The following is a 19,232-nucleotide window of genomic DNA, read 5'->3' on the forward strand; positions in this document are numbered from 1 at the left end:
ACCGTGCTGATCAGGGGCGCCACGATCATCGACGGAACCGGTACCGACGGGTACCCCGGTGACGTGTTGGTCGCCGGTGACCGGCTGGCGGCCGTCGGACCGGTCGGCCGGCTCCGCCCAGACGTCGACCGGACGATCGACGCGGGTGGGCTGGTCGTCGCACCGGGTTTCGTGGACGCCCATTCCCACGCCGACTCGGCCCCGTTCCTCGACGAGGCCGACGTCAGCAAGATCAGCCAGGGCGTCACGACCGAGGTCATCGGCAACTGCGGATACAGCCTCGCCCCGTGCCACCCGGAACGCCGCGACGAGCTGCGTGACCTGGTCGGCAGGCTGTTCCCACCGCTGCCCTTCGACTGGCACACGACCGACGAGTTCACCGCGCGTACCGACGCCGCCGGCTACACCGTCAACACCGCCGCGCTGGTCGGTCATCACACGCTGCGGATCGCCGCGATGGGCCTCGATGCACGCCACCCGACCGGCGCGGAGCTGGGTGCGATGCGTGCGGGTCTGGCCGACGCGGTGGCCGCCGGTGCGTTCGGGCTGTCCTCGGGGCTGATCTACCCACCCGGCATGTTCGCCGACGTCGACGAGCTGGCCGCGCTCGCCGGTGACCTGCCACCGGGCCGGGTGTACGCGACCCACATGCGCGGGGAGGGGCTACACCTCGCCGAGAGCATCGACGAAGCGGTAGCTGTCGCCGAGCGCGCCGGTTGCCGGCTGCAGGTCTCACACCTCAAGGCCATGGGCCGGGCCGCCTGGGGAGGTGTGCCGGACGCGCTGGAACGGCTCGACGCGGCGCACGCGCGGGGGGTGACGGTGCATCACGACGTCTACCCGTACGACGCGACCAGCACGATGCTGACCAGCTGCCTCCCGCCGTGGTTCCAGGAGGGCGGGAACGCCGGCGTGCTGCGTCGGCTGCACGATCCCGCCGCGCTGCGCCGCGCCGCCGATGAGCTGGAACGCAACGACGGGAGCTGGGACAACTGGGTCGGCGGGGCGGGGTGGCACAACATCCTGATCGCCTCGACCGGCAACCACGAGCACGAGGGACTGACGCTCGACGCGGTCGCCCGGCTGCGGGGCCGCACACCGTTCGAGGCGTTGGTCGAGCTGCTCGTCGAGAACGAGCTCGTGGCCTCCATGTGTGTGTTCGCGCTGTCCGACTCCGACATCGAGGCCGCCATGACCCACCCGCGTGCGGTGATCGGTTCCGACGGCCTGCCGCCGGGCACCGGGGGCAAGCCGCACCCTCGACTCTATGGGACGTTCACCCGCGTGCTCGGCGACTACGTGCGGAAGAAGAACCTGATGACGCTGCCCGCCGCGATCGCCGCCATGACCTCTCGCCCGGCGGCGGCCTTCGGGATGACCGATCGCGGGATTCTCGCGGAAGGCGCGGTCGCCGATCTTGTTCTGTTCGACCCCGATACCGTCATGGACCGTGCCACCTTCGTCGACCCGATCCAGTTGTCCACCGGGATCGAGCTCGTGCTGGTGAACGGAACGATCGGGTTCGAGCACGGCGCCGCGACCGGTGTCCGAGCCGGACGACGGTTGGCACCCTGACCCAGTGTCCGGAGCCGAAGGAGACTCAGCCCTCATGACAGCAGCCGCCCGGTCCACCCCGTTCCTGGCGATCGACACCCAGATCCTCGACCGGAACATCAAGCGGATGGCCGCGCAAGCAGCGGACACCGGTCTCGTGCTGCGGCCGCACGTCAAGACGCACAAGAGCATCGAGATCGCGCGCCGGCAGCTGGCTGCCGGCGCCGTCGGCATCACGGTCGCGACGATCGGCGAGGCGGAAGTGTTCGTGGGTGCCGGGATCGACGACGTGTTCATCGCCTATCCACTCTGGGTCGACGCGCCACGCGCCGCCCGCCTGCGTGAGCTGTCCCGTACCGCCCGGGTCCGTATCGGAGCCGACTCGGCCACCGGGGTCTCCCAGGCGGCGCAACAGCTCACCGGGTCCGGGATCGAGGTGGTGCTGGAGGTCGACAGCGGGCACCACCGGTCCGGGACCGCGCCCGGTGACGTGGCGGAGGTCGCCCTCGCCGCGCATCGGCACGGCATGACCGTCGCGGGAGTGTTCACCTTCCCCGGCCATTCCTACGCACCGGAGAACAGGGCGACCGCGGCCGCGCAGGAGGGCGAGGCGCTGCTGAGCGCGGCGAACCGGCTGCGTGACACCGGGGTGAACCCCACGGTCATCAGCGGCGGCGCCACACCGAGCGCCGGGTTCACCGTCACCGAGGTCCTGACCGAGATCCGGCCCGGCGTGTACGTGTTCGGCGACGCGCAGCAATGGGAGCTCGGCAGCTGCCGCAAGGAGGACATCGCGCTCATCGCGTACGGCACGGTCGTCAGCCACGCGGGGGGCCGGGTCGTGCTCGACACCGGGAGCAAGATCCTCGGCCCGGACCGCGCGGCCTTCTCCACCGGCCACGGTCGCCTGCTCGACCATCCCGAGGCGCGCATCGTGCACCTGTCCGAGCATCACGCCGTCGCCGACATGGCGGGCGCGCGACTGCCCGGGCTCGGAGACGTGCTGCGCGTCGTACCCAATCATGTGTGCAGCGCGGTCAATCTCGTCGACGAACTGGTCGTTCTCGACGGCGCCTCGGTCACCACCTGGCCGGTGGACGCCCGAGGCCGCAACAGCTGAGCGGACCCCGTGAGCGCCGCGGCCGCCCGTAGGCGGCCGCGGCACTCACGGGTTGGTCAGACAGCGGGCTCGGCCTGCTCCTTGAAGAACTGGCCGTCCTTCATGATGTAGTCGAGCTTGTCGTGTTTCTGCAGGACCGTGATGTCAGCCAGCGGATCGCCGTCGACCAGCAACAGGTCGGCGAGGTACCCGGGCTGGACCTTGCCCAGCTCGTCCGGGCGCAACATGATCTCGCCGCCCAGGGCGGTCGCCGACAGGATCGCCTCCATCGGCGTGAAGTCGAGCAGCTGGACGAAGTGCTCCAGGTCCCGCGCATAGGTGCCGTGCGGTGTCCAGGCGAACCCGTAGTCGCCGCCGGGCAGGATGCGCACCCCGCGCCGGTGCATCTCCTTGAGCCCCTTGATCGCCTGGTCCAGCTCCTTCTTGTAGCCCACCGCCTCGGCCGCGGCCTGCGGGAACCCGAACGCCTCCGCTTCGTACAGCGTGGCGACGAGCCAGTTGATCCCCGGCGCGACGAACACCCAGTCCTTCGCCTCTTCGAGCATGTCGAAGCCCTCGGCGTCGGTGAAGCTCGCGTGGTAGACGATGTCGAGCCCGTTGCGGACACACATCTTGACGCTCTCCGCGCTGCGCGCATGAGCGCACACCCGCTTGCCCCTCCGGTGCGCCTCGGTGACGGCCGCGTGCACCTCCTCGTCGGAGAAGTAGGTGTCCTCGGCGCGCTGGGTCCCGGTGATCTCCTCGCCGGTCATCGACAGCTTGATCTGGTCGACACCCAGATCGATCAGCTCGCGGACCGCCTTGCGCATGCCTTCGGGACCGTCGGCGAACTTGGTGATCGACTTGATCAGTGCGCCACCGGTCACGGCGATCTCCGGGCCGTTGGCGAGGTAGCGCGGCCCCGGGAACCGGCCCGCGTTGATCGCGTCCCGGCAGACGACGTCGAGACGCTCCTTGGCCGAAGCCGCCCCGAGGCACATCGTGTACCCGGACTCGATGTAGGTGCGGGCCGACTCGAGGCAGAACAGCAGGTGCTCCTCCACCGGCATCGTGCCCAGACCGTCGAGGTCGGCGCTGTTGTTCCAGGAGAAGTGGGTGTGGGCGTCGCACAGGCCGGACATCAGCGTCCGGCCGCGCCCCTCGATCACCCGGGCGCCTCGCGCGCTGTCGGGGTCGACGGTGCCGACCGAGGCGATCCGGTCGTTGTCCACCAGCACGTCTCCCGGGTAGGGCAGCGCGCCGGTGGAGTCGAGGATGCTCACATTGCGGAACAGGGTCTTGGTGGACGGGACGGGCACGACGGTCTCCTCTTCGTTGAGAAGCTCGAGAAGGGGTCAGATGAACTTGAGCAGGAGGTCGGTGACCGGGCCCGCGGCTTCGAGCGCGGTCCAGTGCCCGACGCCGGGCAGGATCTCGACGGTCGCGCCGCCGTGCGCGTCGGCCAGCTCCTGGCTGGCCTCGGGCGGCCCGACCTTGTCGTCGTCGCCGGTGATCAGCAGCAACGGAAGGCTCGATGCGACCGGCCCGGGATCGCTGGCGCCCGCGAGTGCTTCGCAGTTGCGCGCGTAGCCCTCCGGGTCCTGACGCATCACCAGCTCCCGGACGAAGGCCGCGACCTCGGGTCGCTCCGAGCGGGTGGTCTCGGACAGCGCGTTCGCCACGACGCCCGGCGCCACCGCGGCGGTGCCCTTGTCACGCAGGGTCGCTGCCCGGTCGCGCTGCGCCTGCCGTCCGGCCTCGGCCGGCTCACGGACCGCGCCCAGCAGGGCGAGCGAGCGGACCCGGTCCGGGTGGCGGGCGGCGAGCTCACGTACCACCAGGGTGCCCATCGAGTGCCCGACCACCGCGGCGGACTCGACACCGAGTGCGTCGAGCACCCCGACGAGGTCGTCGGCGTGCGCGGAGACGCTGATCCCCTCGGCTACCGGGGACCGCCCGGCGCCCGCCGAGTCCACCCGGATCACCTGGCACCGGTCGGCGAGCGCGTCGGCCTGCACCTGGTAGAAGTTCGACGTGCCGCCGAGACCGTGCACGAACAGCACGGCGGGACCGTCCCCGTCGACCTCGACCGCCAGTTCCTTGCCGTTGACCTGCATATCTCTCCTCTGCGTCGGATCGGTCGTCTGTCAGGCGATGCGGTTGCGCTGAGCACCGAGCCCGGTGATCGACACCTCGATGACGTCACCGCTGACCATGAACCTCGGCGGGTCGAACCCGATGCCGACGCCCGCGGGGGTGCCGGTGGCGATCAGGTCGCCGGGCAGCAGCGTGATGCCCGAGGAGATCGTGGCGATCAGCTCCGGGATGTCGAAGATCAGGTCCTTGACCGGTGCGGACTGTCGCCGCTCCCCGTTGACGTGGCTCTCCACCTGCAGCGAGGTGACGTCGGTGATCTCGTCGGCGCTGACCGCGTACGGGCCCATCGGGCAGTGGGTGTCCAGCGACTTGCCCAGCAGCCACTGCTTGTGACTGCGCTGCAGGTCGCGTGCGGTGAAGTCGTCGATGATCGTGTAGCCCCACACGTGCTCGAAGGCCTGCTCGCGACTGATCGAGCGGCCAGGGCGACCGATGATCACGCCCAGCTCGGCCTCGTAGTCCAGCTCGGCGGTGACGCCGTGGTGCGGATCGATGTCGTCGTACGGCCCGGTCACTGCGGTGGTCGCCTTGGAGAACACGACCGGGTGCTCGGGCATCGCCTCGGAGCGGTCCGGGCTGTCGTAGCCGCTGCGGCCGAACTCGACGACGTGCTGCCGGTAGTTCTTCCCGACGCAGAAGATGTTGCGCCTGGGCACCGGGATCGGAGCCAGCAGCCTGACCTCGTCGAGCCGGAGCACCGGACGGTCCGCGAGCTGTCGTTCGGTCGGTCGCAGCGCGTCCCAGCCCTCGACGAGGCCGAGTAGCCCGGCACCGTCGGGAAGCAGGTCCGTCACGTCGCGGACCTCATCCCGGTCGGTGTCGACGACTCCGACCCGCTCGTCGGGACCGTTGCGGAACGTCACCAGTTTCATCGATGAAACCAATCTGAACCAATAGTCACCAATATGCGCCAATAGCGAACCCTACGCGTGTCCATGCCGCCCGTCGATACCCGATTTGCAGCAATCGAGCCGCGCGACGGATTGGTCTTGATTGGTCTACCCAGGTACAGTCAGCGGCGTGATACCCGTCGAAAGGTCGCTGCGCGCGCTCCTCGACGACGGCGCGCGGGACGGCACACTCGGCCCCGGTTCGAAACTGCCGACCGAGCGCGACCTCGTCGAACGACTGTCGGCTCCGCGCAGCGCGATCCGTCGCGCGCTCGACGCACTGGAGGCCGAGGGGCTCGTCGTGCGCGAGGTCGGTCGAGGCACCTTCCGCACCGAGGTGATCACCGGGCCGAGCGACGGAGCGCCCTCGGACACGAGTCCCGCCGAGATCATGCAGGTACGGCTGGCGCTGGAACCGTCGGTGGCCGCGATCGCCGCCCGGGTGGCGACCCAGGCCGACCTGGAGCGGATTCAGCAGTGCCTGGTCGCCGGCGGGAAGACCGACGACTTCGAAGGCTTCGAGGCCTGGGACGCCCGGCTGCACCGCGCGATCGCCGGCGCCGCGCACAACGGGTTGCTGCTGAACCTGTTCGACGTCATGAACACGGCCCGGGCGCTCCCGGTGTGGGGCAGCCTGAAGCGCCGCACGTCGACGCCCGAGCGGCGGCGTTGCTACCACGCCGAGCACACCGACATCGTCGAGGCGCTCGGCGATCGTGACCCGGACGGGGCGCGGGCCGCGATGCTCACTCATCTACGCAACGTGAGCGACAACCTGCTCGGACGGCACTGAGCCGTCCCGCATCCATCGCGATGTCACACTCTTGTGCGATCACGATCCGCGAGTCGTTGACCGCCATGCGCGGCACATGATGTCACTGTTGTTTGTGTGACAGGTGGGGCTTCTTCGCGTGCGCGCATGCGCTGGATCCGCGGTGCGATCGCAGTCGGCGGTGCGGTGCTCGGCGGTCTGATGATCACCCTCGGTCCCCTGTCCGGTCCGAACGTCATGACCGTCGGCCGTCCCGCGCCCGTGGCGCTCGCCGAACCTGCTCCGCCCGCGCCGACCACCCAACCGCCGATCCCCGGCGTCGAACCGGTCGGCCGGGTCCACTCGCCCACGGCTCCCGCGGCACCGGCGACGCCCTCGGTCCAGCCGACCATCCCGCCGAACCCTCCCGCGGCGGGGGCCGGTGTCCCTCCCCTGGTCCCGACCCCGAACCCGAGACTCCCCCGGGCCGCGCCACTCAACAGTCCACGACCGGACGCGGCCGCCCCGAGCACTCCCCCGAACGCCGCCCCGGCGGCCACCAGGGGTCCGGCGCCGGCCGGTGCAACGCCGACCTGCACGGACCAGGATCTGCTCGTCAGCGCGCGGGTGGACAAACCGAGCTACAAGGTCGGCGAACGCCCGACCTTCCGGTGGCTGATCGTCAACGTCAGCGCGGCCCCGTGCAGCCGTGACCTGGCGCCCGCGCTGCGTGAGCTCGTCGTGACGAAATCGGACGGCACGCGCGTCTGGTCCGACCGCGACTGCATCAAACCGCCGGGAGCCGGTATGCAGACCCTGCACCCCGGTAAGGCGGTGACCTCGTCGCTGGCCTGGGCCGGCCTGCTCTCCCAACCGACGTGCACCGGCGCCCGCGACCAGGCAGGCCCAGGAACGTACGAGGTGATGGCCCGCCTGGGACCCCTCAACGGCGGCCCGGCAGCCTTCACGATCACCCCCTGATCACCCCTACCCGATGTCACGAATGTGGCTTTAGGGACGTTGAACGTCCCTAAAGCCACATTCGTGCCCGGGGAACAGGGGTTTAGGGGTGTGGAAGGGCTGGGTCGGTGCGGAGGAGGGACGGGGTGTCCAGGGTGGCGTCCGGGTCGACGCCGGGGGTGGTGAACGCGACCACGCGGTCGCCCGGGGTCTTGTTCAGGAGCAGGCGGGTGACGTCGGGGCGGGAGTAGTGGCCGCTGGGGTCGGCGGCCGCCTTCGCCAGGGAGATCATGCCCAGGTCGAGGTCCGCGTAGACCAGGCCCTCGGCGTCCTCGGGCAGTGGTTCGTGCATGAGCTGACCGTCCGGCGCGAAGATGCGCGCGTAGCCGCCGCCCGGCAGCAGCAGGGAACGTTTGGCGTCGTCGGTGCACATCAGATCGATCATCTCGGGCGACACCGTCGCGCACGGCGCGAGCACAAAACACTGGCCCTCGACGGCGTAGACGCGGCTCGCGGCGGTGTTGACCTCCGCTCCGAGGGCGTAGGCGGCACCCCGGTACAGGGAGAAGCTCGGCCAGGCACCCACGTGCACCTGCTCGTCCTGCGCGTACATCGCGTACTTCGACAGCGGCTGCAGGTGCTCCCAGCAGCAGAGCCCGCCGAGCCTGCCCAGCGGTGTGTCGTACACCGACAGGTCGCTGCCGTCACCTTCGCCGAAGACCGTGCGCTCGACGTGGGTCGGCTTGAGTTTGCGCCTGCGGGCGACCGTCTCACCGTCCGGGCCGATGATCCACTGTGCGATGTAGAGACTGCCCGCCTGCCGCTCGGACAACCCCATCACGACGGTGATCTCGTGTTCGGCCGCCGCCGCTGCCAGCCGTTTCGCGCTCGGCGAGCCGTAGACCAGGGAGTTGTCGTGGTAGCGCTGGAAGAACTGCAGTCCCCAGGCCGGTGAGTCCAGCCAGATGAACCACGGGTACCCGGGCAACCAGGTCTCCGGGAAGCCGACCAGCTTCGCCCCGTTCGCCGCCGCCTCGGCGATCAGCTCGATCGCCCGGTCGACACCGGCGTCGAGGTCGAGGAACACGGGGGCGGCCTGTACCGCCGCGGCTCGGAAACGGGGATGATCGACCGACACGGGAAGCTCCTAGTGGTTATGTGCTCACGAACCTCGTCCAGCGCGGGTCGTGGCGCTGGCCTGAACGTGTCGGTTTCTTGACTGTGCGGTGCATCCGTCTTGCCGGTGGCCGCCGGCCTCACTACCGTCGTCGCATGTCACGGGTCCTCACCACCGACGAGGTGGACCCGTCCGACCGGCTCGGCTACTGGACGGACGCGGTGTGCGACGCCTATGTCCAGCTCGACTGCGCGGCGCCGTCCCACGGTCCTGACTTCACCGGCGAGATCCGGATCGACTCGCTCGCCAGCCTCGAGCTGTCCCGGGTCACCTCCGACGCCCAGCGCGTCCGTCGCACGCCGTCGTTGATCACTCGCTCCGCCGAGGACTACTTCCTGGTCAGCATCCAGATCCAGGGTGTCGGGATCCTGAGCCAGGACGGGCGGCAGGCCGTTCTGAGCCCCGGGGACTTCGCTCTCTACGACAGCACCCGCCCGTACGAGCTGCGCTTCCCGGACCGGTTCCAGCAGTTCGTCCTGATGCTGCCCGGACCGCCGCTGCGCTCGGAGCTGCGCGGCGCCGAGGGACTGACCGCACGCGGAATCCCCGGTTCCCGGGGCGCCGGCCACCTCATGATCGAGATGATCACCACCCTGGCCGACACGGTCGACGAACTGGAGCCCGCGTCGGCGGCCGCGGTGGCGCAGAGCGTCGAGCACATCGTCGTCGCCGGGCTCAGCGCGCTGAACGACTCCCCCGCGCCGCAGCCGGAACCGGCCGCGCGACGCGAGCAGGTCAAGGCCCACGCGCGCGCTCGGCTGCGTGATCCGGGTCTGACCGTGGCCGAGCTGGCCGCCGAGCTGCACACCTCGGTGAGCACGCTGCACCGGGCGTTCAGCACGGAGCCGTACACGATCTCGGAGTGGATCTGGTCGCAGCGGCTGGACAACGTACGCGCGGACCTGTGCGATCCGATGCACCGCAACCGCACGCTCACCGAGCTGGCGTTCTCCTGGGGTTTCGTCGACGCCTCGCACTTCAGCCGCGCGTTCCGCGCGCGCTTCGGCTGTTCACCCCGCGAACTGCGCGCGTCATTCCGCCCGGGCACCTAAGCTGGCGGACGTGCTGGGATTTGCCTTGCCGCAGTACGGCGATTCGGCCCGTATCGATCTGGCGCGGTTCGCCAGCACCGCGGAGGAGCTCGGCGCCGCGAGCCTGTGGGTGGGTGACCGGCTGTTCGCTCCGGCGCACCCCACCGTCGGCTATGCGGGCCGCGACGACGTGCCCGAACAGTTCCGGACGGCGCTCGACCCGTTCGTCGCGCTCACCGTGGCCGCCACGGCGACCCGCACAGCGACGCTCGGCAGCAGCGTCCTCGTCGCACCGTGGTACCCGCCCGTCCAGCTTGCCCGTCAGCTCACCAGCATCGACGTCGTCGCGGACGGGCGACTGCTCGCCGGGTTCGGGGTCGGCTGGTCACCCGAGGAGTACCAGGCGGCGGGAGCACCGTTCACCGGCCGGGGTGCGCAGCTGGACGAGCTGCTGGACGCGCTCGTCGCGCTCTGGACCACCGACCCGGCAGAGCACGAGGGCGCCCGGTGGTCCATCCCGCCCGCGCACGTGCGGCTCACCCCGGTCCACCAGCCGCACCCGCCGATCTACCTGGGCGCCCAGTCGGCCGCGGCGCTACGCCGGATCGGCCGCCGCGCGGACGGCTGGTTGCCGGTCGTGCTCGCACCCGGGAGGTTCGACCCATCGCTGCTGCACCGGCAGCGCGCGGTCATCGACGCCGCCGCGGTCGACGCGGGCCGGTCACCGGAGCGGATCGGCACGACGGTGCGGATCAACGTCACCCCGCGCGCCTCGATCGACGACGTGGCGGCGCTGGTCAGGGCCCTCGACGAGGCCGGCTATCCGGACGCGTTCGTCGACCTGCTGTACGTCGCCACCGACCTGGACCAGCACCTGGAGTGGGTGCGGCGGCTACTCGGCGCCTAGCGCCCGACCTCGCAGACCTTGATGTCGCGTCGCAGACGCCGCGGCATCTGCGACACGACGTGAAGCTCTGCGAAGTGGCGTGAACCGGCGGCGAATCAATCAGCCAGCAGCTGGTCGCGCAGCCGGAACTTCTGCACCTTGCCGGTCGGCGTCATCGGGAACTCCTCGACGACGACCACCCGCGCCGGAACCTTGAACTTGGCCAGGTGGGCGCGACAGTGCTCAATCAGCTCGGCCTCGACGTCGGTGGGCCTGTCGCGCAACCGCACCACCGCCACGACGATCTCGCCCCACCGCTCGTCGGGCAGCCCGATCACCGAGGCGTCCAGCACCGAGCGGTGAGTGACGAGACAGCTCTCGATCTCGGCCGGTGCGATGTTCTCGCCGCCCCGGATGATCAGGTCCTTGAGCCGTCCGGTCAGGGTGATCATGCCGCGCTCGTCCATCGAGCCGAGGTCCCCGAGGTGCAGCCAGCCGTCCGGGTCGACCGCTTTCGCGGTGGCCTCGGGGTTGCGGTAGTACTCGATCAGCTGCTGGAACCCTCTGGCACAGATCTCGCCGGGCACACCCAGCGGTGTGGTCTCGCCGGTCGCCGGGTCGACGATCTTGCACTCCACGTGCGGCAACGGACGCCCGACCGAACGGACCTGGTCGCGCCGGTCGTCCGATCGGCGGGTGAGGGTCAGCACCGGCGACAGCTCGGTCTGGCCGAACAGGTTGTGCACCGAGGCGCCGAAGCGCTGCTCGACCGTCTCGATCATGCTGGACGGAACGTTGGACGCACCCACGAGCACGGTACGCAGCGGCGGCGGTTGCCCACCGTCGGCGACCGCCGCCTCGACGATGGCGCCGAGCACGGTCGGGACGCTCATCAGCACCCGGACCTGTTCGTCCCGCATCGCGGCCAGCGCCGCGGCGGGGTCGAACCGTTCCATCAGCACCATGCAGCCACCGATGGACAACGGGCCGAGCGTGCTGATGACGCAGGCCGCCGTGTGGAACATCGGCAGCGGGTTGAGACAGACCGAACCCTCCTCGATCTCCGCGGCTTCCATGGTCAGCTTGGCATCGTTGACCAGCGCCCGGTGGTGCAGCAGCACGCCCTTGGGCGTACCGGTGGTGCCCGAGGTGTACTGCAACATGACCGGGCTCAGCTGGTCGACCGGTGGCAGGTCGGTCGTCGCGTCGGAGGTGTAGCGCTCGGGTGAGCCGAGGCTGATCACCGCGCGCAACCGGGGGCACTGCCCGGCGACCTGCTGGGCCACCTCGGCGAGGTCGTAGTCGCGGCTGCGGTCGGCGTGCAACAGCACCACCGCTCCCGAGTGGTCCAGCGCGTACCGCAGCTCCTCCGGCCGCAGGACCGGGTTGAGCGCGACCAGCACGACGCCGGCCAGCGCGGCGCCGTATTCGATGAGCGGCCATTCGACCAGGTTGGGCGCCCAGAGCGCGACGAACTCCCCCGGTTCGGTCAGCTCGGCCAGACCAGAGGCGATGCGCCGCGCCTCGTCGTGGAGCTCACGGTAGGTGTAGCGCCGAGGTGCACCGTCGTGCCCGGTACCGACCAGCGCGGTGCGGTCCGGCGCCTGTGCGGCACGCAGTTCCAGCAGCGAGCCGACCGTGTGATCGGTCAGGTCGATGCAGCGGTCGGCGGGCCGGTACGACTCGGGGGCGCTCGTCATGGTCTCAGTGTGCCCGGGAATGCTAGTGTCGGCCATACCGTCTGGACACTATGTCCAGAAATGCTCTCGACGCCCGAGCTGGAGCCCGTGATGACCACCGCCGAACAGTCCGTCACCGATGAGCGAGCCGTCCCGACAGGGCACGTGATCTTCACCGAGGACCACGAGGCACTGCGCGCGTCGATCCGCTCGTTCGTCGAGCGGGAGATCACCCCGCACGTCGCGGAGTGGGAGGAGCACACGTTCCCCGACTCGATCGTGCGGCGCATGGGCGAGCTCGGCCTGCTGGGGCTGTCCGTCCCCGAGCAGTACGGCGGACAGGGTGGCGACTACTTCACCAACCTGGTGCTCGCGGAAGAGATCGCTCGCGGCGGCAGCGGCGGATTCCTGATGGGACTGTCGGTGCACACCGACATGGTCATGCCCCCGATCCTGCAGTTCGGCACCGAGGAGCAGAAGCAGCGCTGGGTCCGTCCCGGTGTCGCGGGCGAGCAGATGTACTCGCTGGGCATCACCGAGCCCGACGCCGGCTCCGACGTCGCCGCGACGAAGACCCGCGCGGTGCGCCACGACGGCGGCTGGCTGATCAACGGCTCCAAGACGTTCATCACGAACGGCCACCGCAACAGCATGATCCTCCTGGTCACCAAGACCGACCCGGATGCCGGCCACCGAGGCTTCAGCCTGTTCCTGGTGCCGATGGACACGCCCGGTGTGACCCGGGACCAGAAGCTGCGGAAGATGGGCATGCACGCCTCGGACACCGCGCTGCTGACCTTCGAGGACGTGTGGGTCGACGACTCGGCGCTGCTGGGCACCGTCGGCAAGGGCTTCGAGCAGATCATGTGGGAGCTGCAGGCCGAGCGGCTGATCGGCGCGGCGGGCTGTCTCGCCTACGGGCAGTACGCCTTCGACAAGACCCTGGACTACGCCCGCGAGCGGCACACGTTCGGCAGGCCGCTGGGCCAGCACCAGGCGATCCGGCACAAGTTCGCCGACATGGCGACGAAGCTCGAAGCCGCCCGCGCGCTGATCTACCAGACCGCGAGGGCGTACGCGCGCGGCGACTACCCGGTCCGGGAGATCTCGATGAGCAAGCTGCTCGCCACCCAGACCGCGTGGGAGGTCGCCGACCAGTGCGTCCAGATCCACGGTGGCGCCGGCTACATGGACGAGTACGACGTGTCCCGCGTGCTGCGCGACATCAGGCTGTACCGCATCGGTGCCGGTGCGGATGAGATCATGCTCGATGTGATCGGGAAGTCGTTCGGGTTCTAGTAGTCATGCCGTCAGTGACCCGCAGAACGCAGGGCAGCAGAGCCGAGCGGCGTGACCAGATCCGGGCGCGGTTGCTCGAAGCCGTGGAGCAGCTGCTCGCCGACGGGGAGAACTTCACCGAGCTGTCGGTCGAACGACTGGTCTCGCTGGCCGGGGTGTCCCGTTCGACGTTCTACGTGTATTTCGAGGACAAGGGCGAACTGATCCGTGCCTGGCTCACCGACATCATCAGTGAGCTGGATGTCGCGGCGCAGGCCTGGTGGGCGTTGGGCCCCGACGCGGGCTGGGACGACCTGCGCGCCGTGCTGGGCCGGGTGGTGGACGTCTACCGGCCGCACACGACGCTCATGGCGGCGGCGTTCGACGCGGCGGCCTACGACACCGGCGTGCGCGACCAGGTCGAGGCGATGATGCAGCGCAACATCGCCGGCCTGCGTAAACACATCCGAGCGGGTCAGGCCGCCGGTTTCGTGGACGAGAGCCTGCCGTCGGCGCAGACGGCGGCCTGGCTCACCTGGATGGCCGAACGAGGGCTGCACCGCCTGGTGAAGGACGCCTCGGACGAGGACCTCACCAACCTGGTGGATGCGTACACCTCCATCGTCTGGAACACCCTCTACGCCCAGGCCCGAATCCGCACCCCTCGTGAGTGATGAGGGCGTCTACCCCGAAGGGGCGCGAAGCGTAGCCGCTCTACGCACTCACGACAGCTTTTCCGTCGTGAGTGCGTAGAGCGGCTATAGGCGCCCTCAGCACTCACGAGGGACCCCGGGCAGCGCACTCTTCGCACGCGGTCGGGACCACGGCCCCGTACCTGGATTAGCCCGTGCCCGGCTCCAAGGCATCTCGGCTTCGCCGTCGACTCGTGAGTGGCAAGGGCGCCTATAGGCGCCCGGATCACTCACGACGAAAAGCGTGTCGTGAGTGCTCCGAGCGCCTACGCCTTCGGCGCCGCTTCGCGGTAGACGCCCTTGCCACTCACGAGGGTTGTTGCTCTGCGGGTCAGTTCGAACTTCTGGACCTTGCCCGTGGGGGTTGTGGGCAGCTCTGGTGCCGTGGTGAAGAAGACGTGCTTGGGGACCTTGAAGCGGGCCAGGTTCTCCTTGCACAGCGCCAGCACGTCGTCGGAGGTCACCGTCGAACCCGGCTCCAGGACCACCCAGACGCAGCCGACCTCGCCCCACCGGTCGTCCGGCACACCCACGGCGTAGGCCTGGCTGATCCCGGGGTGGCGGCTCAGCAGCTCCTCGATCTCCTTGGGCATGACGAGCTCACCGCCGCTCTTGTACAGCTCCTTGGCCCGCCCGGTCAGCTGGATGTAACCGTCAGGGCGAACGCGTCCCAGGTCCCCCGACCGCAGCCGGCCGGCGCTCAACGCCTCGGCCGTCTCGACGGGCTTCTCCCAGAACCCGACCATGATCGTCGGGCCATGGGCGACCAGCTCGCCCTCGGCCGCCTCCGAGCCGGTGACCGGGTCGACCACGTCGTAGCCGCACAGCGCGCCGTCCAGCTCGGGCAGACCGGCGGCGCCCGCCATCTTGACCGCGCCGACCGTCGTCGAGTGCAGCTCGAGGGAGTCCTCCGGCCGGCTCAGCGTCATCGCGCCACCCGCCTCGGTCATGCCGTAGCCGGTGGTGATCTCGGTGATGCCCATGTCGTCCCGCACGCGTTCCCACAGCCAGATCGGCGCGGGTGCCGCGCCGGAGAGGATCGCGAACACCGAGGCCAGATCGTGGCGGGTACGCGCGGGATGTTCGAGCAGAGCCACCGTCATGGTGGGCACGCACAGGATGTCGGTGGCCCGGTGCTTCTCGATACCGGCGAGGTAGCCGGCCGGGTCGAACGCGGTCATCGGCACGATCGCCCCGCCGACGAACAGCGTGGCGAGCAGACCTTCGACGTAGCCGAACATGTGGTAGCAGGGCAGCGAGAACAGCACGCGCCGTCCGTCTTCGAACGCCCTGGTCAGCGCGGAGGCGTAGCCGGTGCGCAGTACCGCGTCGTGGGTGACCATGACGCCCTTGGGCGACCCGGTGGTGCCGGAGGTGTACAGGATGTCGCCGACGTCGTGCGGGCCTCGGCCGGCTCCCACCGCCGCTCCGGGGTGCGCCTCACCGAGCGCGGTGAGGCTCCGCACCGTCGCCGCGCCCTCGCGTCCCCTGCCGTCGGTCGAGAGGAGCACGACCTGACGCAGCTCCGGCAACGCGGAGGTGGGGCCGTGCTCCCAGCCGGGCGCGATCGAGTCCAGCATGCCGAGGTAGTCCAGGGTGGCGAACCCGGTCATGGTGATCAGCACCGAGACCCTGCTCTGCGCCAGCACGTAGGCCAGCTCGTCGCTCCGGTACAGGTAGTTGAACGGGACCGCCACCGCCCCGACGGCCGCGATGGCGAACTTCAGCGGTACGAACTCCAGGTAGTTCGCCATCAACAGGCCGACCCGGTCCCCCGGCCGGACCCCGGACTCGGCCAGGCCGTCGGCCAGCCGACGCGTCCAGTCCGCTGCTTCCCGATACGTCAGCGACCGGTCGTCGGTGAGTACGAGTGGGCGGTCGCCGTATCGGTCGGCGAAGTCGAACAGCGCCTGGTCCAGGGTTCGCGGCTGCCACACCGGGTAGGCGTCACGCAGCGCGGCGCGCCGTTGGTCGATGCTCGGCGGCACTGCCGGGCTCCTCTCTGCCACCGGCACGCTACTCGCGCCAGCGGCCCGCTGTCGGGTCGAGGATCGCGGTCAGCCGCTCGGCCGGCAACCAGGCCAGTGCCTCGAGCTGGAGCGCGTCCAGGTAGGCCACGCGCCCTCCCCTGAGGTCTTCGATGCGGAGCCGGGGCCCGTTCGCGTCGGTGTCGACGCTGACCGATACGGCGGCGAACTCGCTCTCCACCACCCCAAGCTGCTGCTCGGCCACGATCCGCGCACCGCCTCTGCCGACATTTGATCGGACACTGTGTCTGGACAGGATGTTAGCATCACTTCCCGTGTCCGATGACGACGATTCGATCCGCTCCTGGGTCGACGCAGGCGTGGCCCATATCGAGCTCAACCGGCCCGAGGCGCTCAACGCCTGGACGCCGGACATGGGTCGCGCGCTGCTCACGACGCTGAACAAGGCATCGGCCGACCCCGCCGTGCGGGCGGTGCTGATCTCCGGGGCCGGGCGGGCGTTCAGCGCGGGCGCCGACGTCAAGAACGCGCGCGAGCTGCTGCCGAACGGCGATCCGGACCTGTCCGGCAGGCTGCGCGAGATCTACAACCCGATCGTCCTCGCGGTCCGGTCGGCGCCGAAGCCGGTGATCGCGGCCATCCACGGCGCCTGCGCGGGCATCGGCGCCTCGCTCGCACTCGCCTGCGACCTGGTGCTCGCCGCCGAGAACGCCTATCTGCTCATGGCGTTCGTCCGGATCGGCGTGATGCCCGACGGTGGTATCTCCCTGTTCCTCGCCGAGCGGGTCGGTCTCACCAGGGCCGCCCAGCTGACGATGCTCGGCGACCGTCTCCCCGCTCGGACCGCACTGGACTGGGGCCTGGTCACCGAAATCCACCCGGTCGACGAGCTGATGCCCTCGGCAACCGCACTGGCCCGCCGGCTCGCCGAAGGGCCCACCGTGGCGCTGGCGAACATCAAGCGCACGCTCAACGACGCCGCGCAGACCGGCTTGGCTCGGCACCTGGAGCTCGAGGCCACCCGCCAGCAGGAACACGGCGGCACGTTCGACTACGCCGAGGGCCGCGCGGCGTTCATCGAGAAGCGATCCACGAGGTTCGAGGGCCGCTGACGCGGCCGCGTACGCTGGGTAGACGACTGGTCATCTATACCGGGAGCCATGCGATGCCTAGGCCCAGCCTCCGAGAGCACGTGATCGCGGCGGCGGTCGAACAGTTCCACCGGCGCGGTTATCACGCGAGCGGCGTCAAGGACATCACCGACGCCGCGAACCTGCCGAAGGGCTCGTTCTACAACTACTTCTCCAGCAAGGAGGAGATGGCCCTGGAGGCCCTGCGCCGGTACGGGCTCGGCCGTCAGCTGGAACGGCTACGCGACCCGGGCACGCCTCCGGTCGACCGACTGCGCGCGCACTTCGTGTTCTTCGGCGACGACCTCAACCATGACGGGACCAACCTCGGCTGCATGTTCGGCAACTTCGCGGCCGAGTCCATCTCGACCGGGCCCGCGCTCCGTGACGCGGTCGGCAATGCATGGAGCCACTGGATCGCCGCGCTGACCGTCGCCCTGACCGAGATGAAGGAGCTGGGCGAACTGCCGGCGGACCGGGATGTCGACCTGCTCGCCCGCGGCTTGGCCCGCGCCTGGCAAGGCACTGTGCTGCACGCCAAGGTGCTGCAGGACATGTCCCCGATCGACGACTTCTTCGCCGGAGTGTTCGAGCCGCTGCTCGGGCTGCCGGCTCGCTGACCGGTCAGCTCACCCGGATGTCGGACAGGTCGATGGACACCATGAGCTGGTCGAGAACGGGGCCGTCGGGAGACTCGCGCCGATAGGCCCGCCGCGTCGTCGGCACCAGGATTCCGCCCGCGTCGATCAGGTCGGACACGTAGTGCACGCCGATGAACCCGCCGGCCACGTCGACCCGGTAGTCGTTGCGCCGCAACAGGTGGTCGTGTTCACCGAAGTAGAACTCCTGCACGGTGCTGTGGCCCGCGATGTGCGCCGGGTAGCGCGCGCTCAGCCCGAGCCAGCGTTCGCCGTGATCGGTGACCGGCTCGATCTCGGTCACGGTGAACCCGGGCATGGCCAGCAGGAACGGTGCGGTCAGATAGGTCCACAGCGCATAGCCGTTGAAGTAGGCGCGGTGCAACGCATCCCACGGGGTCGCCAGCGTGTGACCGGCGAACGACTCCCTCGGCGCCCGACGTTCCGCGACCACCCGGCCGTCCAGCTTCTCGATCGCGATCCGGTCGGCGGTGAAGTCGGTGCGCTGGTCCGGCGCACCGTAGGGCTGCACGGACGCCCACTGCTCGTGCAGGCGCACGGTCATCTCGCGCGGGTCCGAGTCCTGGACCAGGCCCTTGATCCCCCACAGGTCGCCACCGCTCACGATGCTCGCCCGGATCGTCGTCAGCTCGCGCCAGCGCTCCAGACCGCCGTGCGCGTCCAGCACCTTGCCCAGCAGCTCGTTGCCCATTCCATGAATATGACCGGTCGTCTTAGCTTTGTCAAACCCCGGTGGAGGACACTCGGCCTGCCCCGAGCTACGCGTCCGCGAGCACCGCGTCCAGGCGTCTGACCAGCTCGGGTGTCTCGATGACGTCGGTGAAATGGGTGAGGAACACACCGGAGCGGTCGAGCAGGTACGTGATGGCGGAATGCGGCACCACGTACTCCTCGATGCCCTCCGGGTCGCGCTGACGCCGGGCGAACACCCGGAACTCCTCACGCGCCGCCGACAGCTCCACCTCGGAGCCGGTCAGTCCGGTGAAACGCGGGAAGTTCGCCGCGAGGAACTGCTTCATCCGTCCGGGGGTGTCGCGCTCCGGGTCCACGGTGATGTACAGCGGCTCGAGCAGCTCAGCCCGCTCCCCCAGCCCGTCCAGTACCGCCGTGAGCCTGGTCAATGCCCTCGGACACACCACCTTGCAGTGCGTGAACCCGAAGAAGATCAACGGGAACTTTCCGTGATAGGTGGCGTTCGTGACCCGGCGACCGTCGTGGTCGATGAGGTCGAACCGCGCGCCCACCAGCGGTCCCCGTGCCGCACCACTACTCATGCATCCTCCCTTGTCCTCGCTGAAGCC

General features: G+C 69.7%; 19 protein-coding genes. 10 read left to right on the plus strand and 9 right to left on the minus strand.

What is annotated here, in order from left to right; genetic code table 11:
- Positions 1-3 precede the first annotated feature (3 nt).
- Together G406_RS0101325 and G406_RS0101330 are read left to right on the plus strand one after the other, a co-directional pair.
- A complete protein-coding gene (locus G406_RS0101325; RefSeq protein WP_028932379.1) occupies positions 4-1,575 on the plus strand; it encodes an N-acyl-D-amino-acid deacylase family protein in 1,572 nt (523 codons plus the stop codon).
- A gap of 34 nt (positions 1,576-1,609) precedes the next feature.
- Entirely contained in the window at positions 1,610-2,674 is a 1,065-nt protein-coding gene (locus tag G406_RS0101330) for an alanine racemase (protein ID WP_028932380.1), read from the plus strand.
- Between the two features lie 56 nt (positions 2,675-2,730).
- Here the strand turns inward: G406_RS0101330 and G406_RS44015 are convergent, their stop codons facing one another.
- The 3 genes from G406_RS44015 to G406_RS0101345 are packed head-to-tail and all read right to left on the minus strand — an operon-like array spanning position 2,731 to position 5,682.
- A complete protein-coding gene (locus tag G406_RS44015; RefSeq protein WP_037074615.1) occupies positions 2,731-3,972 on the minus strand; it encodes a metal-dependent hydrolase family protein in 1,242 nt (413 codons plus the stop codon).
- Positions 3,973-4,008: 36 nt separating this feature from the next.
- Positions 4,009-4,770 carry an alpha/beta fold hydrolase gene (locus G406_RS0101340; protein ID WP_028932381.1) on the minus strand — a complete coding sequence of 254 codons (762 nt, stop codon included), beginning with the start codon at positions 4,768-4,770 and terminating at the stop codon, positions 4,009-4,011.
- 30 nt (positions 4,771-4,800) lie between these two features.
- Positions 4,801-5,682 carry a fumarylacetoacetate hydrolase family protein gene (locus tag G406_RS0101345; protein WP_028932382.1) on the minus strand — a complete coding sequence of 294 codons (882 nt, stop codon included), beginning with the start codon at positions 5,680-5,682 and terminating at the stop codon, positions 4,801-4,803.
- A 148-nt stretch (positions 5,683-5,830) separates the two neighbouring features.
- On the opposite strand from G406_RS0101345, the gene G406_RS0101350 reads away from it, so the two are divergent.
- On the plus strand, positions 5,831-6,493 hold the full coding sequence (locus tag G406_RS0101350) for a FadR/GntR family transcriptional regulator (protein ID WP_028932383.1): 663 nt from the start codon (positions 5,831-5,833) through the stop codon (positions 6,491-6,493).
- Between the two features lie 126 nt (positions 6,494-6,619).
- Complete coding sequence (locus G406_RS53525) at positions 6,620-7,432, plus strand: hypothetical protein (RefSeq protein ID WP_051341288.1); 813 nt, start codon at positions 6,620-6,622, stop codon at positions 7,430-7,432.
- An 82-nt stretch (positions 7,433-7,514) separates the two neighbouring features.
- On the opposite strand, the gene G406_RS0101360 is transcribed toward G406_RS53525, so the two are convergent.
- Complete coding sequence (locus G406_RS0101360) at positions 7,515-8,549, minus strand: carbon-nitrogen hydrolase family protein (RefSeq protein ID WP_028932384.1); 1,035 nt, start codon at positions 8,547-8,549, stop codon at positions 7,515-7,517.
- A 134-nt stretch (positions 8,550-8,683) separates the two neighbouring features.
- On the opposite strand from G406_RS0101360, the gene G406_RS0101365 reads away from it, so the two are divergent.
- Positions 8,684-9,640 (plus strand): AraC-like ligand-binding domain-containing protein, encoded by a 957-nt coding sequence (locus G406_RS0101365; RefSeq protein ID WP_028932385.1) that lies wholly within the window; start codon positions 8,684-8,686, stop codon positions 9,638-9,640.
- Positions 9,641-9,650: 10 nt separating this feature from the next.
- The gene (locus G406_RS0101370; protein ID WP_028932386.1) at positions 9,651-10,526 is read left to right on the plus strand and encodes a TIGR03619 family F420-dependent LLM class oxidoreductase; all 876 of its coding nucleotides are present in this window, start codon (positions 9,651-9,653) and stop codon (positions 10,524-10,526) included.
- 95 nt (positions 10,527-10,621) lie between these two features.
- Here the strand turns inward: G406_RS0101370 and G406_RS0101375 are convergent, their stop codons facing one another.
- Complete coding sequence (locus tag G406_RS0101375) at positions 10,622-12,205, minus strand: class I adenylate-forming enzyme family protein (RefSeq protein WP_028932387.1); 1,584 nt, start codon at positions 12,203-12,205, stop codon at positions 10,622-10,624.
- Positions 12,206-12,295: 90 nt separating this feature from the next.
- On the opposite strand from G406_RS0101375, the gene G406_RS0101380 reads away from it, so the two are divergent.
- The gene (locus tag G406_RS0101380; RefSeq protein WP_051341487.1) at positions 12,296-13,483 is read left to right on the plus strand and encodes an acyl-CoA dehydrogenase family protein; all 1,188 of its coding nucleotides are present in this window, start codon (positions 12,296-12,298) and stop codon (positions 13,481-13,483) included.
- Positions 13,484-13,497: 14 nt separating this feature from the next.
- A complete protein-coding gene (locus G406_RS0101385) occupies positions 13,498-14,136 on the plus strand; it encodes a TetR/AcrR family transcriptional regulator (RefSeq protein ID WP_245606971.1) in 639 nt (212 codons plus the stop codon).
- A gap of 284 nt (positions 14,137-14,420) precedes the next feature.
- Here G406_RS0101385 and G406_RS0101390 read toward each other — a convergent pair whose 3' ends face one another.
- The gene (locus G406_RS0101390; protein WP_028932390.1) at positions 14,421-16,142 is read right to left on the minus strand and encodes an AMP-binding protein; all 1,722 of its coding nucleotides are present in this window, start codon (positions 16,140-16,142) and stop codon (positions 14,421-14,423) included.
- A gap of 28 nt (positions 16,143-16,170) precedes the next feature.
- The gene (locus G406_RS0101395; protein ID WP_245606972.1) at positions 16,171-16,362 is read right to left on the minus strand and encodes a hypothetical protein; all 192 of its coding nucleotides are present in this window, start codon (positions 16,360-16,362) and stop codon (positions 16,171-16,173) included.
- Between the two features lie 94 nt (positions 16,363-16,456).
- On the opposite strand from G406_RS0101395, the gene G406_RS0101400 reads away from it, so the two are divergent.
- Both G406_RS0101400 and G406_RS0101405 read left to right on the plus strand, forming a co-directional pair.
- Positions 16,457-17,254, plus strand: coding sequence for an enoyl-CoA hydratase-related protein (locus tag G406_RS0101400; RefSeq protein WP_051341291.1), 798 nt, complete (start codon positions 16,457-16,459; stop codon positions 17,252-17,254).
- Between the two features lie 53 nt (positions 17,255-17,307).
- Entirely contained in the window at positions 17,308-17,892 is a 585-nt protein-coding gene (locus tag G406_RS0101405) for a TetR/AcrR family transcriptional regulator (protein WP_028932393.1), read from the plus strand.
- Positions 17,893-17,896: 4 nt separating this feature from the next.
- On the opposite strand, the gene G406_RS0101410 is transcribed toward G406_RS0101405, so the two are convergent.
- Positions 17,897-18,622 carry a hypothetical protein gene (locus G406_RS0101410; protein ID WP_037074620.1) on the minus strand — a complete coding sequence of 242 codons (726 nt, stop codon included), beginning with the start codon at positions 18,620-18,622 and terminating at the stop codon, positions 17,897-17,899.
- Between the two features lie 67 nt (positions 18,623-18,689).
- Positions 18,690-19,205 (minus strand): SCO family protein, encoded by a 516-nt coding sequence (locus G406_RS0101415; protein WP_064742817.1) that lies wholly within the window; start codon positions 19,203-19,205, stop codon positions 18,690-18,692.
- Between the last annotated feature and the right edge of the window lie 27 nt (positions 19,206-19,232).

It is taken from the genome of Actinospineispora spinosispora DSM 44797, assembly GCF_000429025.1.
Classification (GTDB): Bacteria; Actinomycetota; Actinomycetes; order Mycobacteriales; family Pseudonocardiaceae; genus Pseudonocardia; species Pseudonocardia spinosispora.

Bases quoted from the DNA above. Each gene is read 5' to 3' on its own strand.
- G406_RS0101330 (WP_028932380.1), top strand. From the start codon at position 1,610: ATGACAGCAGCCGCCCGGTCCACCCCGTTCCTGGCGATCGACACCCAG.
- G406_RS0101340 (WP_028932381.1), bottom strand. From the start codon at position 4,770: ATGCAGGTCAACGGCAAGGAACTGGCGGTCGAGGTCGACGGGGACGGT.
- G406_RS0101345 (WP_028932382.1), bottom strand. From the start codon at position 5,682: ATGAAACTGGTGACGTTCCGCAACGGTCCCGACGAGCGGGTCGGAGTC.
- G406_RS53525 (WP_051341288.1), top strand. From the start codon at position 6,620: ATGCGCTGGATCCGCGGTGCGATCGCAGTCGGCGGTGCGGTGCTCGGC.
- G406_RS0101365 (WP_028932385.1), top strand. From the start codon at position 8,684: ATGTCACGGGTCCTCACCACCGACGAGGTGGACCCGTCCGACCGGCTC.
- G406_RS0101375 (WP_028932387.1), bottom strand. From the start codon at position 12,205: ATGACGAGCGCCCCCGAGTCGTACCGGCCCGCCGACCGCTGCATCGAC.
- G406_RS0101380 (WP_051341487.1), top strand. From the start codon at position 12,296: ATGACCACCGCCGAACAGTCCGTCACCGATGAGCGAGCCGTCCCGACA.
- G406_RS0101405 (WP_028932393.1), top strand. From the start codon at position 17,308: ATGCCTAGGCCCAGCCTCCGAGAGCACGTGATCGCGGCGGCGGTCGAA.
- G406_RS0101410 (WP_037074620.1), bottom strand. From the start codon at position 18,622: ATGGGCAACGAGCTGCTGGGCAAGGTGCTGGACGCGCACGGCGGTCTG.
- G406_RS0101415 (WP_064742817.1), bottom strand. From the start codon at position 19,205: ATGAGTAGTGGTGCGGCACGGGGACCGCTGGTGGGCGCGCGGTTCGAC.